Below are 17,543 nucleotides of genomic sequence, written 5' to 3'. Positions count from 1 at the left end.
CTCTCTTATTGTTCTGCCAGGGGCTGCACGCGCACCCCCTGTTCCAGCCGGGCCAGTTGTGCCCGGTCGCCGATGCCGAAACCGATCTGGGTCACCGCCATGGCGGCGATGGCCGTGGCCGTGCGCAGGGCCTGGGGGGCGTCCTGGCCGGCGAGCAGGCCGTGCAGCACCCCGGCCAGCAACGAGTCGCCGGCGCCCACGGTACTGACCACCGCGACCTTGGGCGGCAGCGCCTGCAAGGCTTGGCCAGCGGCGAACCAGTGGACGCCCTCGGCGCCGTGGGAGACCACCACATGCTCGACACCCTGGGCCTGCAACTGGCGCGCAGCGGCGGCTTGGTCGTCCGGCGTGGCCACCGGCCGGCCCAGGGCATCGGCCAGTTCCTCGCCATTGGGCTTGACCAGCCAGGGCCCGGCCGCCAGCCCGGCACGCAAGGCAACGCCGCTGGTGTCCAGGGCCAGCTTCAGGCCCATGGCCTTCAGGCGCAGCAACAGGGCCTGGAACCATTGCGGGCTCACGCCCTGGGGCAGGCTGCCGGCGACCACCACCGCGTCATGCCCGGGGGCGATCTGCTCCAGGCGCGCCAGCAGCGCTTGCTGGGCGACGGCGTCGACCCGCGGGCCCGGGCCGTTGACGTCGGTAACCCGTCCATCGGCCTCGGCCAGTTTGATGTTGCTGCGGGTTTCCCCCGGCACGCGAACGAAGGCATCGACGAACCCACGGCGGGCGAACAACTCATCGAAAGCCTGGGGATTGCCAGCACCGAGAAAGCCGCTGACGGTCAGGCGATGGCCCAGGTCGGCCAGGACCTGGGCCACGTTCACCCCCTTGCCGGCGGCATGCACGTGCAGGGCCTCGCTACGATTGACCTGCCCCACTTCCAGGCGCGCCAGGGGCACGGTCAGGTCCAGCGCCGGGTTGAGGGTCAGGGTGAGAATCTTCGCCATTACATGGCCTCCACTAAGGCGCGCACATCGTTGGCGCTGCCGACGGCCAGGGCCTGTTGAGCAAGGGTTCGGGCCTGGGCCAGGCTGAGTTCGCGAATGCGCGCCTTGACCTCGGCGATGCTGCGTCCGGAGACGCTCAGTTCATCCACGCCCAGGCCCACCAGCACCGGCACCGCCAGCGGGTCGGCCGCCAGCTCGCCGCAGACGCCGACCCACTTGCCGTGGGCATGGGCGGCGCGCACGGTGATGTCGATCAGTTGCAGCACCGCCGGGTGCAGGCCATCGGCCTGGGCCGAAAGGGTCGGATGGCCGCGATCGATGGCCAGGGTGTACTGGGTGAGGTCGTTGGTGCCGACGCTGAAGAAGTCCACTTCCTTGGCCAGTACCGGGGCCAGCAGGGCCGCCGAGGGCACCTCGACCATGATCCCCAGTTGCAGATCGGCCACGGGGATTTCCTGGCGCAGGCGCGCGGTCATGTCCCGGGCCTGGCGCCATTCCTCGACGCTGCCGACCATGGGGAACATGATCCGCAGCGGGCGGTTGTCCGCCGAGCGCAGCAGCGCCCGCAACTGCGCTTCCATGATCTGCGGACGTTGCAGGGTCAGGCGGATGCCGCGCACGCCTAGGAAGGGGTTTTCCTCCTGGGCGATCGGCCAGTAGGGCAGCGGTTTGTCGCCGCCCACATCGAGGGTGCGCACCACCAGCGGCCGCCCGCCCAGGCCATCGAGCACGCGGCGGTATTCGGCTTCCTGGGTGGCTTCGTCCGGGGCCTGGGGATGGGCCATGAAGATCAGTTCGGTGCGCAGCAGGCCGATGCCTTCGGCGCCCTGCTCCACCACTGCGGCGACGCCGGCGCTTTCCCCGACGTTGGCGAACACTTCCACCGCGTGACCGTCGCGGGTCTGGGCCGGCAGATGGCGCTGTTCGGCGGCGGCCTGGAGCCGCTGTTCGCGGTTGTCGCGTTCCTCGACCGCCCGCTGCAGGGTCGCCGGATCCGGGGCGACATGCAGCCGACCACGCTGGCCATCCAGCAGCAAGGCGGTGCCGGAGGCCATCAGCAGTACCCCGGCGCCGGCCCCCACCAGCGCCGGGATGCCCAGGGCCCGAGCGACGATGGCGCTGTGGGCCGTGGCGCCGCCACGGGCGGTGAGAATCCCGGCCACCCGGGCTGGGTCCAGGCGGGCTACATCCGAGGGGCCGACCTCATCCATCACCAGGATGTAGGGTTGCTCCGGCTCCACCGGCGCCAGCACACCACACAGCTGGGCCAGCACCCGGCGGCCGATGTCGCGCAGGTCGGCGGCGCGTTCGGCCAGCAGCGCATCCTGCAAGGACTCCTGTTGCCGGGCGGCGCTTTCGATCACGCTCATCCACGCGGCCTCGGCGCTTTCACCCTGCTTGAGGCGGGCCTGCACCTCGTCCACCAGCTCGGGATCGTCGAGCATTTCCAGGTGGGTGATGAAAATTTCGCGGATGGCCTTGGCCTGGCTGCGCTGGATCAGGCCCTGGATGTCCTCGCGCACCTCGCCCAGGGCCTGCTGCAGGCGCTGGCGCTCGATGGCGGGGGACTCACCACGCAGCGGATAGTCGATGGCCTGCTGGACCTGCACATGGGCCGGGCCGATGGCGATCCCGGGGGCCGCCGGTACGGCCTGGACCAGGCTGCCGGGTGCTGGGGCACTGACCCGGGCGGCGAGTTCTTGCGGCACGTCCACGGGCGCCGCGACGGTCGGCAAGGGCTCAACCTCTTCGCCCAGCCCTTGCTCGATGGCCGCCAGCAACACCGGCAAGGCCTCGGTGGCGATGCTCGGCTCGGCGATCAGTTCCAGCACCTGGCCACGGCGGACGCCGAGGCTGAGCAACTTGCTCAAGCTCTTGAGCGAGACCGCCGGTTCGTTGCCGTCGGCGAGACGAATGCGGATCTCGCCGTCAAACCCCTTGGCCAGTTGCGCCAGCTCCTTGGCCGGGCGCGCGTGCAGGCCATGGGCGTTGGCCAGGGCGATCCGGGCGCTGGGCCAGTCCGCCGGCAACTCGCCGCCCAGTACTTCGAGCACCGCGCGGGTGCTGGTGGCACGCCACAACTCCTGGCCACGACCGTCGATCAACAGGGCGCACAAGCGTTCGAGCAGGGCCTGGTGGGCTTCACCGAGGCTGGCCAGGCAGAAGAGGCCACTCAGCGGCTGGCCCAGGTAACGGATGGGTTTATCCGGGGTGACGAAGGCCAAGCCCGGACGCAGCACGGTTTGCTCACTGTGCAGCCACCACAGGCCATCCCCCAGGGGCAGCGCCTCGACCTGCTGCAGCACGGCGGCGAAGCCATTGCTCACGCACTCGGCCTGGCGCAGCAGGCGTGCGCCGCGCCACACCAGCTCTTCGAAATCTTCGGCCGCCACCCCGAGGCCGATCATCTGCGCATCCAGCGCCAGTTCCTGGGGCGCGCCCTGCAACAGCTTGAGCAACGCCTGCGGCGAGCTGGCGCGACGCAGGGCCTGGCCCAGGTCGGTCTCGCCCAGGGCGCGGGTCAACAGTTGCAGGAGGCGCAGGTGCTCGTCGGACTTGGCGGCGATGCCGATGGCCAGGTAGACGATCTGCCCGTCGCCCCAGTCCACGCCTTCGGGAAACTGCAGCAGGCGCACGCCGGTGGCGAAGACCTGGTCGCGAGTTTCAGGGGTGCCGTGGGGGATGGCGATGCCTTGGCCAAGGAAGGTCGAGCCCTGGGCCTCGCGCTGTTCGAGGCCGCTCAGGTAACCCGCGGCCACCAGGCCATCGGCCACCAGTTTGTCGGCCAGCAAGCGTAATGCCGCGGACTTATCCACAGCCGTCTGACCTATGGATATCTGCTCTACGGTGAGTTCGAGCATGGGTTCTCCTATTTAGCGCGGGGCAGCGCTAGGTATTGTTTTAAGTCAGCAGCGTAGGCGCTGTCATGGCCAAAAATGGGACTGGCCAGCCGGCGGAGGCGCTTCTACGTTTACGCTTTGGCCCAGAAAATACGCCTGCTGAAACGTTTAATCTAGCAGGATCGGCAAGTTACTCGATAATCTTCGCCTCTTGAAGTCCTGCTGGTCGCCTGCCGCTTCCGACATTGGTCGCGTGCCCAGATCAGGTAGGATTGGCGAAAATGTCGGGGCAAGCACCAAAAATAAGGAAATCCCGGGTTGAAACTCAGTGATATCGCTCGACTGGCCGGTGTGTCCGTCACCACCGCCAGTTACGTCATCAACGGCAAGGCCGAACAGCAACGGATCAGCAACGCCACCGTGGAGCGGGTGCGAGCGGTGGTCGAAGAACACGGCTTCACTCCCAATCCCCAGGCGGCCGGCCTGCGCAGCCGCCATACCCGGACCCTGGGCTTCATTCTCCCGGACCTGGAGAACCCCAGCTACGCACGGATCGCCAAGTTGCTCGAGCAAGGGGCGCGGGCCCGGGGCTACCAGTTGCTGATCGCCAGCTCCGACGATGCGCCGGACAGCGAACGGCAACTGCTGCAACTGTTTCGCGCGCGCCGCTGCGATGCCCTGATCGTCGCCAGCTGCCTGCCGCCGGAAGACGACAGCTACCAGCGATTGCAGGCCCAGGGGCTGCCGATCATCGCCATCGACCGGGTGATGCCGGCCGGGCAGTTCTGCTCGGTGATCAGCGACGACCTGCAAGCCAGCCTGCACCTGACACAGAGCCTGCTGCAACCCGAGCCCCGGCAGATCGTGCTGCTCGGCGCCCGCCCGGAGCTGAGCATCAGCCAGGAACGGGCCGCGGGTTTCCGCCAGGCCCTGGAGGGTTTCGGCGGCGACGTAGTGATCGAGCACGGAGAGGCCTTCAGCCGCGATTGCGGCCGGCAGTTGATGGAAGAGTTGCTGCAGCGCCTGGGCCACCTGCCCGATGCCCTGGTGACCACCTCCTATGTGCTGCTGCAAGGGGTGTTCGATGCCCTGCACGACTTCCCGCTCAAGTCCCGGCCACTGCGCCTGGGCACCTTCGGCGACACCCAACTGCTGGACTTCCTGCCGCTGCCGGTCAACGCCATGGCCCAGCAACATCAGCTGATCGCCGACACCGCCCTGCAACTGGCCCTGGCGGCTATCGAAGAAGGCCAGTACCAGCCCGGCGTACAGGCCATCGCCCGGACCTTCAAGCAGCGTATCCAGCAGGGCTGAACCGTGGAGCTGATCGACAGCCACACCCACCTGGATTTTCCGGATTTCGACGCCGATCGTACGGCGCTGCTGGCCGACAGCCGCGCCCGGGGCGTCGGCCGGATGGTGGTGCTGGGGGTCTACCAGGGCAACTGGCAGCGGGTCTGGGACCTGGTGCAAGGCGACCCGCAGCTCTATGCGGCCTTCGGCCTGCACCCGGTGTACCTGGACGATCACCAGCCCGCCGACCTGCAGCACCTGGGCGATTGGCTGGCGCGCCTGGCCGGGCATCCGCAACTGTGCGCGGTGGGCGAAATCGGCCTGGACTACTTTCTCCAGCACTTGGACCGCGAGCGCCAGCAGGCGCTGTTCGAGGCCCAACTGCAGCTGGCGGTGGACTTCCAGCTACCGGCGCTGCTGCATGTGCGGCGCAGCCACGCGGCGGTGATCGCCACCCTGAAGCGCTTCAAGCTCCAGCGCGGCGGGATCATCCACGCCTTCGCCGGCAGCCGCGAGGAGGCCCGGGAATACCTCAAGCTGGGTTTCAAGCTGGGCCTGGGCGGCGCCGCGACCTGGCCCCAGGCCCTGCGCCTGCGCAAGGTGCTCGCCGAGTTGCCGCTGGAAGCCCTGGTGCTGGAGACCGACGCGCCGGACATGGCCCCGGCGATGTACCCCAACCAGCGCAACAGCCCCCAGCACCTGCCGGAGATCTGCGCGGCCCTGGCCGAAATCATCGGCGTCGACGCCAAGCACCTGGCCAGCGCCAGCACCCGTAACGCCTGCGCAGTGTTCGGCTGGTCCTCAGCCGGCCTGTAGCAGCAGGGGGCGGCGCTGTCGGCGCCGGGCAACCGTCATCACCAGCAGGTACCCCACCAGCACCAGTGCCGAGATGCCCAGTTGCAGGCTCCGCTCCAGCAGCCCGATCCACTGCAACGCCAGGCTCACCAGCAGCACCGTGGCACAGAGCACGATCAACAGCGCCCGCAGGGTGGCGAACGAGCCCAGGGTCTTGAGGCGCTTGATCTGCTCCGGACAGTCGAGCTTCAGCGGCTTGTGGCAGTGCTTGCAGGCGAAGGGCTCCTGCATGGCCATGGCGTTGAGTTGCCAGGGTTCGAGATCGAGCAGAGCCTGGCAGTGGGCGCAGCGTCCCAGGACTCCGGAAGAAACGGTCATCGGCGTATTTCCTCAGGGCCATGGACACGCCATGGCTGACTGGCCGGGCGCAGGCGGCGCCCGGAAAAAACGCGCAGGAAAACAGGAAAAACACCCCAGACAAAGCGATTAATTACTACAGCTTGTGGCAGCCCGGCCTGGCCGGGCTGCACTACAGGGCGAGCTCAGACCCGGAACGCACCGATCAATTGCTTGAGCTGGACCACCTGGGCCGCGAGCTGGCGGCTGGCATCCTCGGTCTGGTGCGCGCCTTCGGCGGTACGTTCACCAGCGCGGTTGATCTCGACGATGTTCTGGTCGATGTCGTGGGCCACCGCCGTCTGTTGTTCCACCGCCGCGGCGATCTGCTGGTTCTGGTCGACGATCATGCCCACCGCGCCGAGGATGTTTTCCAGGGCCAGCTGGACCTTCTCCGACTGATCGACCGTGCCATTGGCCATGGCATGGCTGCTGCCCATGGCCTTGACCGCCGCACTGACCCCGCCGTGCAGCTTGCCGATCATGTCTTCGATTTCCTCGGTGGACTGCTGGGTGCGCTTGGCCAGGGTGCGCACTTCATCGGCCACCACGGCGAACCCGCGCCCCTGCTCACCGGCCCGGGCCGCCTCGATCGCCGCGTTGAGGGCCAGGAGGTTGGTCTGCTCGGCGATGCTCTTGATCACTTCCAGCACCCGGCTGATGGATTGGCTATCGCTGGCCAGCTGGTTGATCACCAGCACCGACTGGTCGATCTCGCTGGCCAGCCGGGCAATGCTGCCTTGCTGGGATTCCACCAGGCCCCGGCCACTGATGGTTTCGTCGTTGACGCTATGGGCGCTGCTGACCGCCGCCGCTGCGCTGCGGGCCACTTCCTGGGAGGTGGCGGACATCTGGTTCATCGCCGTGGCCACCTGCTCGATCTGGCTGCGCTGACCGGCCACCGCCTGGTTGCTCTGGGCCGAGACGTTTTCCACTTGCCCGGCCTGGCGCTCGACCTCGCTGACGGTATGCCCGACCCGCTCGATCAAATCGTGGATCTTCAGCACCGTGCCGTTGAACAGGCTGCCCAGCTCTCCCAGCTCATCACGACTGTGGGCGGTGAACGTGACAGTCATGTCGCCGGCCGCGACCTTGTCCATCATGGCGCCCAGGCGACGCAGGGTGGTGCGGGTCGAGGCGTAGAAACCGCCATACAGGTAGACGATCGAGAGGAACACCAGGGCCAGGGCCGCCACCAGCAGCACCATGTGGCTACGGTTCTGCGCCAGGCGCTTTTGCAGCTCGACGTCGAGGAACTTCAGGGTGTTTTCGTTGAGCTGGTAGGTCTGCCCCATCAGTTGGCTGACCTGCTCGTAGAACGCCGGCCAGGGCGCCTCCAGGGTCTCGGCCATCACCACCTGCTCCTCGAACAGCTCGCTGGCCTGCTTGAGGCTGGCCTTGCTGGCATTGGCCGCGCCGTCGAGGGCATCGTGGGCGGCGCGGCTGGAGCCCAGGGCGTCCTGGAGCTTGAGGCCATACTCGGCCTGGAGTTTTTCGATCTGCACCAGCAGCTCGTCGAAACGGGTGCTGGAGGACGAATTGAGAAAGCCCTGGCCCAGGGAGAAGGCGCCCATGGCCCGGCCTTCGCCCAGGATCTGGGTGACTTGCGGGGTGACGCCGGTGATCAGCTCGCTGAGCTGGCGGATATCGCCCTGGGCATCGCGGCTGAGGCCCGACTGGCTGGCGATGATCTGGCTGAACAGCTGCGCGCTGCCCAGCAGCTTGCCGATCAGCCCGCTCTTGTTCAGCAGCGAGTTTTCCACTTGCTGGGCCTTGAAGGCCGTCACCAGTTCATCGCGCTTGGCGTTGAAGATCTCCACCTGCTGGGGGTCGGTGGTCACCGCTTGCATGGCTTGCAGGCGCTCGAGCACCAGGCGCTCCTGGGCGGCGATCTTACTCTCCAGGTCCCCCGCCTTGCCGGACTGGCCCAGGCCGGCGTTGATTTGCACCTGGTTGTTCAGGGTCTCCAGGTCGCGGCGCAGGGCCAGGCTGCTGCCCAGCAGGTCGAGGCTTTGCAGTTCGACCCGGGTGCCCTGGAACTCGCGGTAGGAATCGCGCACCAGATAAAAGTTGGTCACCAGCATCGGTACAAAGAACAGCACGCTGATCAGGCTGAACTTCATGCCGAAGCTCAGGCGGTTCATCAGCGCGACAGCGGGATAGAGCAAGCTCTTCACAAAGAAGTCTCCCTTTTCTTTTATTTTTATTGGCAGGCAGGCGAAGGCAGCAGATAGCCACTATTCGGCGCTCCGTCTGTATAGCGTAATTTCGGAGGAGGTTTTGTAACTTAAAGTTAACCGCGCCAGGGCGGCGCTGCGGGGAACAGGGCGAGGGAGCCGGCCCCCTCGCCAGAAGGCTCAGATGAGCACGGTATACAGGGCGAAACCGGCGTACCAGAGCACGGCGGCCCGCAGCAGCAGTTCCCAGATGCGGTCCAGGCTGTTGATGCCTTCGGGGCCGGTAACTGGCGGCGGGATCTCAGCGGCCACCAGACCGACCTTCTCCACCAGATGCGCGGCGTCGATGTGCCAGTTGAGCAGTTCGTGGAGCATCACCCGGCCCACCGCCACGAAGTTGCCCACCAGGGCGAAGCTTGCCGCCAGCAAGCGTACCGGCAGCCAGTCGAAGGCATGCCGCAGTTGCGCCGCGCGCTCCACCAGGGCCGGGTTCTTGCCGTGTTCGGCGGCCAGCGCCAGCAGGCGATAACTCAGGGCCGCCACCGGCCCCAGCAGGAAGTACCAGAAGATCACCGCGAAGAAGCCCTGGTAGGCCTGCCACAGCAAGTGGCCCTGGACTCGCTCCAGCAACTGCTCGCCGTTGTCGCCACCAATGCCCAGGTCACGCTTGGCCACGTGCAGCGCCGCTTGCAGGTCCTCGCGCCGCCAGGCATCGCGGAACGGCCCTAGGCCGCCGAGCAAGTCGCCGCGCCCCAGGGCGTAGATCACCACCAGCAGGTGCAGCGGCGCCGCCAGCAGGCCGTAGGCCAGCGGCTGCAAGATCAGCAACAGCAAACCGAGCACCAGCACCGGCAGCAGCACCAGCAAGCCCAGCAGGCTCCAGGGACGCCCGGCCATGCGCGGGCTCGATTCCAGTCGTGCCAGGCGCGCCAGCCACCAGCCGTCGCGCTGCACTTTCTGGCGCAGGGCCGAGAACTTCTCGATCCACACCGCCAGCAGCAACACCAGAAAACTCATTGCCCTTCCCCCTTCTCCAAGGCGGCACGATAGCGTGCCCAGTCGAAAGCCTGGCCCGGATCGGTCTTGCGCCCGGGCGCGATATCGCTATGGCCACAAATCCTGTGTGGCGTGATGGCGCTGAAGGCCGCCTGCAATTGCTCGGTCAACAGATTCAACGCCTGGTACTGGGCATCGGTGAACGGCAGCTCGTCGGTGCCTTCCAGCTCGATACCCAGGGAAAAGTCGTTGCAGGTCTCGCGCCCCTCGAAACTCGACACCCCGGCATGCCAGGCCCGCTCCAGACAGGAGACAAACTGGGTGACCGCGCCGTCACGTTCGATCAGAAAATGCGCGGACACGCGCAAGTCGGCGATCCCGGCAAAATAGGGATGCTCTGTGACATCGAGGCGATTCTGGAAGAATTCCTGCACCTTACCGGTGCCGAACTGCCCCGGCGGCAGGCTGATGTTATGGATCACCAGCAGGGAAATCTCGCCCGCCGGGCGTTCATTGAAATTGGGTGACGGACAGTGACGTACGCCATCGCACCAACCCGTGGCAGGGTCCAGCCGCATACCGATTCCTTCAACTAAAGCCTTGAGTGGCCCAGTATGCCGCGATCCCGGTGCCGGTTGCGATCACTTGCCGTGATTGAGGCGCCGCAGATTGCCGATCACCGATTCCAGAGCCCGGTCAAACAGCAGGGTGTCGTCCAGGGCGTGTACCGCGCCACGCTGGAATTCCAGGGCCAGGCCCATGCGGGTGCGCTCCAGCACCTTCATCCCGGTACGGTTGACGAATACGTACTTGGCCACGGGATGGGGAACGATGGCTGCCAGCTTGCAGCGCAAGATGCTGTCTTCATCCTCCTGGAACTCGACCCAGGCCCCCAGGCGCAGCTGATCCACCAGTTGCAGGCTCGGGTCATTGACCGGCAAGGCCAGGGGCGCCGCTTCCAGCGGGCCTTCCTCGGCACTGGGCAGGACGATCTGCTGGGCCACCTCGACCATGTCCGTAGGTGCCGGCTCCTGGGCGACCACAGGCTGTTGCGTGGCCAGGGCCTGGTGCTCGAACACCTGCAGGTGCAGAAGCTCCAGCTGAGCGAAGAATTCGCTGGTGGCGAAAGGATCGAAGGCCGCGCCGCTCAGGCCGTCGCGCAGCCCCTTGAGCAGGCCGGGCACCAGGGCCAGCAGGCGCATGGCGGTGTCCGGCTCGGCGTGGCGCTGCACACTCCAGATCAGTTGTTCCATGGTCTGTTCGGCCGCCTGCCACTGCGGCGAGTCGTCGCCGTGCTTCAGGCAACTGAGCAACAGCACCTGACTCCAGGCATCGCGGATGAAATCCACCACCACCTGGGGCATGACCTTGCCCAGCAAGGCCTGGTTCAGCGCCTGTTCCACCCGGCGCCGGGCCAGCTCGGCCTTGGCCCGGCCTTCTTCGGCATCGCGGGTGCGCTGTTCGAGCAACTCGGCCCGACGACGCTCGTCCGCGGTGAAGGCCAGGAAGTCCGCCAGCAGCTCGGAAAAAATCGCCGGGTCGTCGCTGAACTCGCTCAAAAGCCGCTGCACCACTTGTTCGATACGCAGGTACAGGCTGTCACGCTGGTGGTCGTCACAGCCGCCCCAGCCCATGGCTGCGGCGGCGATTTCATTGAGCAGGCGCCGGGCTGGATGGCTGCCACGGCTGAAGAAGCTCTTGTCCAGCACCGCCACCTTGAGCATGGGGATCTGCAGGCGGCCGATCAGCGCCTTGAGCGAGTCCGGCAGGTTGCGGTCGTCGAGGATGCATTCGAACAGCATCGCGATCAGGTTGATCACGTCTTCGTCGGCCACATCCACCACCCGCGACTTGCCGCTCTTGACGCTGACCCGGGTCAGCAACTGCTCCAGCTGGTTACGCAGGTCGAAATCGTCCTGGAGGCTGGGTGGCGGCACGTACTGCTGCAGGTGCGAGAGCAGGCGCAACAGGTCGCGAGTGGAAATCGGCTGGGTCTCGGCGCTGGCTTCCAGGGTCGGCGCCACACTGCCGCGCACATGGAGCAACAGGGTCTGCAGGGCAGCGAAGACTTCCTGGACGCTTTCGTCGAAGGGATGTTGTCCGGTTTTACCAGCGCCGCCCTGGCCAGCCTCGTCCTGGACCTCGGCGCGGACCCGGTCCGAAGCACGCCGCGCCGGGGCCGGCAGCAAGTCGGGGAGGATCCCGGTGGCAATCAGCAACTGGTTGGCCTCGGCATAGAGTTGCTCGGCCTCCCTGAGCACGTAGCGCTCGAACAGCTTGAGGATGATCAGCTTGACCTTGATCTCCACCCCCAGGCTGCGCCCGGCCTGCAGGAAATATTCGCAGAGCAGCGCCGGCCCCAGGGGGTTTTCGCCTTCGGCCAGGCGCCGGCCCAGCAATACTCCCAGGCGTGCGGTCAGGTGCCCCAGGGCGAAGCCGGCCCGGTTGAGCACCTTGGCCACCATGGCATCCACGGCGACGGTCTTTTCCAGGTCATCGCGGGTGGGTTGCTGCTCCGGGTCGTAGGCCGCGGCATGGGCGATGACCAGGGCCGGGTCGTACTGGACCAGGCCGGCGAAGGCCTCGAAGAACTTCTCGAGAAAGCCGCGCTCGATGCTCTTGCGCTTCAGGCGCAGGTCGCGCATGGCCTCGAACAGGATGTTCTGCTCGATGTTGTCCTGGGCCCGGTCAGCCATCTCGAACAAGGTGTCGTCGGCGTTATCGAACAGCTCTTGCAAGCCATGGCGCAGCTGCTGGGCGGCCTTGTCACGAACCTGAAGCAGAATCACAGGCAGGCGGGCCAACGGCGAAGCGCTCGCCTGTTCTGTAGCGGCCTTGCGCAAAGGCACTACATTCCCGTCGTTGTGCATCCAAGCCTCCTGCAAAGGTGTTTCTTCGGTTCGATATCAAGGTCCTGCCGAGCCGGTGACGCTCACAGCCGACTCTGAGCGAAGGCATAAATGCACTGCGCTGCACTTCATGTAAGGGGAAGCCAAAGACACGTCAAAGCTATGACGTCAATTACAAGTCGCATTATCTTGTAAAACTCCCCTGTTGCGCCAGCAGACTCTGTCGACTCCTCGGAAATAACCCTTAGGTTTCTAGGAAAAATCTCTCATCAATTAAGACAAAGCGACGAAACACAGGTTCGGCCCGGGGTTGCCGATTAGCCGCCTTGGGTTCGTCGGTACCATGCCCCTATAATCGGCGCACCTTGTTTGTGGAGTCCGTTATGCCGAATCTACGCCTCGCCGACCTGACCGCCGAAATCGAAGCCAACGTGCGCCGCGCACTGCTGGAAGACATCGGCAGCGGCGATATCACCGCGCAACTGATCCCGGCCGAACGCCTGGCCAAGGCCACCATCATTACCCGGGAAGCGGCGGTGATCAGTGGTACAGCCTGGGTCGATGCGGTGTTTCGCCAACTGGACCCACGGGTCGCCGTGCACTGGCAGGTGGCGGATGGCGAGCGGGTAGTGCCCAACCAGGCGCTGTTCCATCTCGAAGGCCCGGCCCGCTCGCTGCTCACCGGCGAGCGCAGCGCCTTGAACTTCCTGCAACTGCTGTCGGGGGTGGCCACCCGCGCTCGCTACCTGGCGGACTTTGTCGCCGATACCCAGGTCAAGCTGCTGGATACCCGCAAGACCCTGCCCGGCCTGCGCCTGGCACAGAAGTACGCAGTCACCTGCGGCGGCTGCCACAACCACCGCATCGGCCTGTATGACGCCTTCCTGATCAAGGAAAACCATATCGCCGCCTGCGGTGGTATCGCCCAGGCGATCAGCGCCGCCCACAAGATCGCCCCGGGCAAGCCGGTGGAGGTGGAGGTGGAAAGCCTGGTGGAATTGAAAGAAGCGCTGGCGGCGGGTGCCGATATCATCATGCTCGACGAGTTGAGCCTGGACGACATGCGCGAGGCTGTGCGCCTGAATGCTGGCCAGGCCAAGCTCGAAGCCAGCGGCGGGATCAACGAAAGTACCTTGCGTCCGATCGCCGAGACCGGCGTGGACTACATCTCCATCGGCGCCATGACCAAGGATGTGAAGGCCCTGGACCTGTCCATGCGCCTGAGCCTCTGAAAACTGCGGCGGGTTTGGCTACAAGCTTCAAGAAGCGTTCTTGAAGCTTGCCGCCGCTAGCGCTCAATCGTCGATTTCGTTGAGTTCCAGATAGTCCTGAAGATCCATGCCCAGTGCCTCGGCAAACTCCTGGTGTACTTCCAGGCGCATGGCCTTCAGCTCCTCGGGTGTCTCGGCCACCAGGTCGAGCACCAGTTCCCACGGCTCGATACCGCGAGACTCCGCCTCGTCTTCAAAGGCCCATTGCGCCTGTTGCTTCTGTTCCTCAGGGCTCAGGGCGCTGATTTCTTCTTGCAAGGAAGGCGTGGCAGCCAGGTACCTTTCAAGCGCTACGTCGATTCTTGCCTCTTTAGGAATCATCTCGTTCTCTCTGATCATGGGAATGGAAGTGGATCGGGGTCGCTGGGATCTCTGGGCCGCTCGATTCAACCGGCCTGCAGAGCCATTCGGGATCATCTGAAAACAGCATGCTGGTACTCAGACAGGGACCGAATATAGGGGCTTTGGCCGGTGATTTATATGACTCAATGCAGCCTTGTGGGAAAAACCGCAGATTTCCCTGCAACGGCGGTATCTTCTCGCTTCACCCCGGGAACAAGGTTCGTCGGATGCAGTCGTAGCGATGTGCCATATCGGCATCTCACAAGGAACTGCAGTGATGTCCCGTCGCTCTTCTTTCGCCCCCATCCTGTTCGCAACCTGCACCCTGGCCCTGCTGGGCAGTACGGCCCAAGCCGCTGTCGAGTTCGACGACGCCAACCCTTCCTCCTACGACAAGCTTGGCACTGTTCATCGAGCGCCCAGCGGCGATATCAGCCTGCGCAGCTCGGATTTCAGTAGCGAGGACCTGCAAAAACTGCGGGACGCCTTGAAGAACACCAGCGCCGAGATGGAAAAGCTCAAACGCACCGTCGACGACCAAGCCAGGACGATTGCCGACCTCAAGCGCAACAACGGCAGCAGTTCGAACTCTGGTGACCTGTCCGACATCAAGCGTGAACTGCGCGACCAGGGTAGCGATCTGCAACGGCTCCAGCGCGATGTGGATAACTTGAACCGCAAGGTCAGGTAAGGCTGAGCCAAGAAAGAAAAAGCCCGCGGCAGGCGGGCTTTGTCGGGTGTCAGTGGTGCGGAGACAGGAATCGAATCAGGCACCTACAGGCCACGTAAATCAATGATTCCGACATAACGCAATCGATTCCGTATACCTAAACGTATACCTAAACCGAAATCTACCCCTCCCCAGGCAAGTCGCTCAGCACCATAACAAACCATAACAGCCACCTTGCCTACTCACTTCATGGGGGCGCTGTCATCGCAACACCTGCTCCCCACTGTTGGCGACACAGCCCCGTGCCACGAAATCAGACATTGCCGTATTTGGGCGCAATGGATGCCGACATGAATCCGTCGTCTCACTGCGAAAAACTGGCGATGCCGGGGGTGTGTATAGCCAGGCCTCACTACCCGGAACGTTGGATGTGGCGCTTCACCACCAATGGACGGCTCTACTCTCCAGCAGAAGAACGGGAGCTGCAATTTGGCCACTTCGAAATCCCTGCCCGGTCCTATAAGCACGTAGCCTAGGAGGTGTTGCTAGGATAGAGCACTCAGCAACGCGAGCACGATTCCATGGACAGCCATCAAACGATCGACGTCATCCAGAAAGCACTCACCGAGCGAAAGGGCTTGGGCGACACATCAGTCACCATCGACTCCCTCGAGGGATTTCTAGAGGCACTTAAGCACTCTGGTCAGCTTCAAAGTCCAGATCAATACCTACAATCGGAAGAGCACACTCATCAATGGGGTGTGGAAATGGTGCGCTCCGGAATAGAGGCCGGCGTCCAAGCACTGAAAACATGCCTCCTTATTTCTGGCGGCTCAGCAGCGGCCTTGTTGGCGTTCGCAGGTTCAGCCTGGTCTGCTTTGAAGCCCGCAGGTATCGAAGCGCTCAGTAAGACGATGATGTACTTGGGAATCGCCATCTTGCTCACCGGGCTGGCGACAGCATTCACTTACCTTTCTCAGTATTTCTTTGCTGAGCGCAAGCCCTGGCATAAACGAGCAGGAGATTGTTGCCAATGGACTGCGTGCGGCTTGGTCCTCGGAGCCTATGGACTGGTGTTTACCGCGTATCTTGAAGCCAGCGATATGCTGACCATGTTCAATGTGGTGAAGTCTATCCCAATTCCTTGAACAGTCTGGCGCCACAAAATCAGGTCCTGTGGCGCAAACTGTTCGGTGAAATTAGCCAGGCAACTCTAAGGTACATCGATGTGAGCACCTCGAATGGCACTCACAGCTTCCTCCCTGCATTCTCGATAAAAAATGCGGAGAAGCCAGCGGATTTTCAGGCGTAGGGATTCGGACCAAGCGGGGGCATCTGAGTTTGGACATTGTGGAGATCCATGATCAATGCCTCTAACTCAGCCACATATCCCACGCCGGCACTCAGATTGAACCTCAAGCGGGTGTTCAATTCAGTAGGGATGAGTGCGGTGGGACCGGACTGCCGAACGATGGGTATGAACTTGGCTGTGCCAACGTTCCTCATAAGCTCGCCGGTAACCATTGTGTGCTCGTAACCTACGCCGCCCTGTCGATTCATTGCACGGTTAAAATATCCTTCGGTACAAATTACCAGTACTCGGTCCGCCTCCCGAATCGACCTTTCCATGAACACCGCGAGATCTTCTCCTCCGCGCACGTGCCACTGATCAAGGATGGCATCAATACCATTGGCGCGTAGGGTGCCAGCCAACTGAGCAACCCACTGACGATGCTCAGGCGAATCCCATGAATAGGAAACGAACACTTTAGGTGGAATCGGCTGAGGTGGTAACTGAGGAATACCCAGGAGATTCGCCCTGGTCAAAACGTCGACCAAATCAACATCCTTCACTGCCCAATGTGTTCGACAATGCTCAAACCTCCGCGTATTGATATCGAGGTCCGGATAGAGAGTTGCCAAGACGGCCTGAGGTATGGGGGCCACAGCGGGATCTATCGCTAATGTGATTCGAAGAGCGTTCTGCAGTTGCTGGACTTCGGTTACACGCCCAACCCGGGCAGACTGATCACGAAATGATTCATATGCGAACAGAGCAGGAATCTGTTTTAGATGCAGGGCAGCATCAGGGGTAAGGTTCCGGAATCTTTCCTGAAGGACCGTAACGGTATGCTCCAGGAACCTCCCCGTTTCGATCGTCCATGTGGGGTTGTTCCAATCGTCCTCACCAGCGGTCATGAATAGGTTGTACATGTACACGTCCTTGCTGTCGAACTGTCGAAGTAAACGGTTTGCATCTGAATATAGCGAGCCTTAGCTCTACGACCATCAGTTTTAGTCGAGTCGACCGATACTGGTAGTTTCACAGATGCAGGCCGGCCCCAATCAATGCCCTCACCTCTGAGGGTATATCCTTCTCGGAGACACCTTTGCGCTAGGGTATGGTGGTCTTCACCACTTCTCAGCATCCAATCGGGGTCGGCCGCCTGGCCCGCCGCCCTGGTCCGATCATGTCAGTCTTTCCCTTAACGAGCATCCTCGGAAACTCTTGACGCCCTCCGGTCCCACTGGTCTGCCAGAATCAGCGCCAGCCCTTGTACAGCAAGGCCTCCGGCCAATCCTGCTTAAGCGCCAGCGGCTGAATCCGTCAAGGCCCTGTCAAGAATTCCGTCAAGGCCTGTCAAGAATTTCGCTATTCCACTGCAATTTTGGACGGGTACTCGCCGGTCGGTGATGGCCATCCTCCTGCGCACCAGGGAAGCCACCACTCCCACGGCATTCCATCTGCTGGTGCTGGCGCTGATCCGTACAAAGCTGTCCAAAATCCGTCAGGGGCCTGTCAGGGGTATGAGACGGCCAGAAAGCCTACTTTGATGCAACCCGCACGCAATAAGCCTCAGACGCCTGCCCGGCTTGGATTCCGTCTCATGCCTGTCTCACACCAAATAGCAAAATCTGGGAACTCACTTGACCAGTGTTTTTCTTCACCTCCAACATGTGAGCGAT

At 63.6% G+C, this 17,543-nt stretch carries 14 protein-coding genes; 5 read left to right on the top strand and 9 right to left on the bottom strand.

The genetic code is table 11. From position 1 onward, the window contains the following. Positions 1-5: 5 nt before the first annotated feature. Together pfkB and ptsP are read right to left on the bottom strand one after the other, a co-directional pair. The gene (gene pfkB / locus C4K40_RS04355; protein ID WP_053136985.1) at positions 6-947 is read right to left on the bottom strand and encodes a 1-phosphofructokinase; all 942 of its coding nucleotides are present in this window, start codon (positions 945-947) and stop codon (positions 6-8) included. Beyond that, complete coding sequence (gene ptsP / locus C4K40_RS04350) at positions 947-3,808, bottom strand: phosphoenolpyruvate--protein phosphotransferase (protein ID WP_053136982.1); 2,862 nt, start codon at positions 3,806-3,808, stop codon at positions 947-949. The genes pfkB and ptsP overlap by 1 nt, the downstream gene beginning before the upstream one ends. A 297-nt stretch (positions 3,809-4,105) precedes the next feature. Between ptsP and cra the strand changes: the two genes are divergently transcribed. Both cra and C4K40_RS04340 read left to right on the top strand, forming a co-directional pair. Then, on the top strand, positions 4,106-5,101 hold the full coding sequence (gene cra / locus C4K40_RS04345) for a catabolite repressor/activator (RefSeq protein WP_053136979.1): 996 nt from the start codon (positions 4,106-4,108) through the stop codon (positions 5,099-5,101). A 3-nt stretch (positions 5,102-5,104) separates the two neighbouring features. After that, positions 5,105-5,896: a TatD family hydrolase gene (locus C4K40_RS04340; RefSeq protein ID WP_053136976.1), complete on the top strand. Its 792-nt coding sequence runs from the start codon at positions 5,105-5,107 to the stop codon at positions 5,894-5,896. Here C4K40_RS04340 and C4K40_RS04335 read toward each other — a convergent pair. The 5 genes from C4K40_RS04335 to C4K40_RS04315 all read right to left on the bottom strand — a co-directional run bounded on the left by C4K40_RS04335 (position 5,882) and on the right by C4K40_RS04315 (position 12,314). Further along, positions 5,882-6,253, bottom strand: coding sequence for a hypothetical protein (locus tag C4K40_RS04335; protein ID WP_053136972.1), 372 nt, complete (start codon positions 6,251-6,253; stop codon positions 5,882-5,884). The two genes, C4K40_RS04340 and C4K40_RS04335, sit on opposite strands and share 15 nt — an antisense overlap. Positions 6,254-6,417: 164 nt before the next feature. Next, positions 6,418-8,448: a methyl-accepting chemotaxis protein gene (locus tag C4K40_RS04330; RefSeq protein WP_053136969.1), complete on the bottom strand. Its 2,031-nt coding sequence runs from the start codon at positions 8,446-8,448 to the stop codon at positions 6,418-6,420. 180 nt (positions 8,449-8,628) lie between these two features. Next, on the bottom strand, positions 8,629-9,465 hold the full coding sequence (ampE, locus tag C4K40_RS04325; protein ID WP_053136966.1) for a regulatory signaling modulator protein AmpE: 837 nt from the start codon (positions 9,463-9,465) through the stop codon (positions 8,629-8,631). Then, positions 9,462-10,022: a 1,6-anhydro-N-acetylmuramyl-L-alanine amidase AmpD gene (gene ampD / locus C4K40_RS04320; RefSeq protein ID WP_022642186.1), complete on the bottom strand. Its 561-nt coding sequence runs from the start codon at positions 10,020-10,022 to the stop codon at positions 9,462-9,464. Before ampD ends, ampE begins: the two co-directional genes overlap by 4 nt. 63 nt (positions 10,023-10,085) lie before the next feature. After that, positions 10,086-12,314, bottom strand: a complete 2,229-nt coding sequence (locus C4K40_RS04315; RefSeq protein ID WP_053136965.1) for a DUF1631 domain-containing protein — start codon at positions 12,312-12,314, stop codon at positions 10,086-10,088. Positions 12,315-12,676: 362 nt separating this feature from the next. Here C4K40_RS04315 and nadC point away from each other — a divergent pair, with 362 nt between their 5' ends. Further along, the gene (gene nadC, locus C4K40_RS04310; RefSeq protein WP_053136962.1) at positions 12,677-13,525 is read left to right on the top strand and encodes a carboxylating nicotinate-nucleotide diphosphorylase; all 849 of its coding nucleotides are present in this window, start codon (positions 12,677-12,679) and stop codon (positions 13,523-13,525) included. A gap of 63 nt (positions 13,526-13,588) precedes the next feature. Here the strand turns inward: nadC and C4K40_RS04305 are convergent, their stop codons facing one another. Then, positions 13,589-13,885 carry a DUF6388 family protein gene (locus C4K40_RS04305; protein WP_164485011.1) on the bottom strand — a complete coding sequence of 99 codons (297 nt, stop codon included), beginning with the start codon at positions 13,883-13,885 and terminating at the stop codon, positions 13,589-13,591. Between the two features lie 298 nt (positions 13,886-14,183). On the opposite strand from C4K40_RS04305, the gene C4K40_RS04300 reads away from it, so the two are divergent. Together C4K40_RS04300 and C4K40_RS04295 are read left to right on the top strand one after the other, a co-directional pair. Then, positions 14,184-14,597 carry a hypothetical protein gene (locus tag C4K40_RS04300; RefSeq protein ID WP_053136956.1) on the top strand — a complete coding sequence of 138 codons (414 nt, stop codon included), beginning with the start codon at positions 14,184-14,186 and terminating at the stop codon, positions 14,595-14,597. Between the two features lie 560 nt (positions 14,598-15,157). Next, positions 15,158-15,724 (top strand): hypothetical protein, encoded by a 567-nt coding sequence (locus tag C4K40_RS04295; protein WP_053136953.1) that lies wholly within the window; start codon positions 15,158-15,160, stop codon positions 15,722-15,724. 154 nt (positions 15,725-15,878) lie between these two features. Here the strand turns inward: C4K40_RS04295 and C4K40_RS04290 are convergent, their stop codons facing one another. After that, positions 15,879-16,790, bottom strand: coding sequence for a toll/interleukin-1 receptor domain-containing protein (locus C4K40_RS04290; RefSeq protein ID WP_053136950.1), 912 nt, complete (start codon positions 16,788-16,790; stop codon positions 15,879-15,881). Positions 16,791-17,543: the final 753 nt, after the last annotated feature.

This window comes from Pseudomonas sp. CMR5c (assembly GCF_003850545.1).
GTDB classification, from domain to species: domain Bacteria; phylum Pseudomonadota; class Gammaproteobacteria; order Pseudomonadales; family Pseudomonadaceae; genus Aquipseudomonas; species Aquipseudomonas piscis.
The sequence above is the reverse complement of the archived record's forward strand: the minus strand, read 5'-3'. Positions and strand labels throughout refer to the sequence as shown.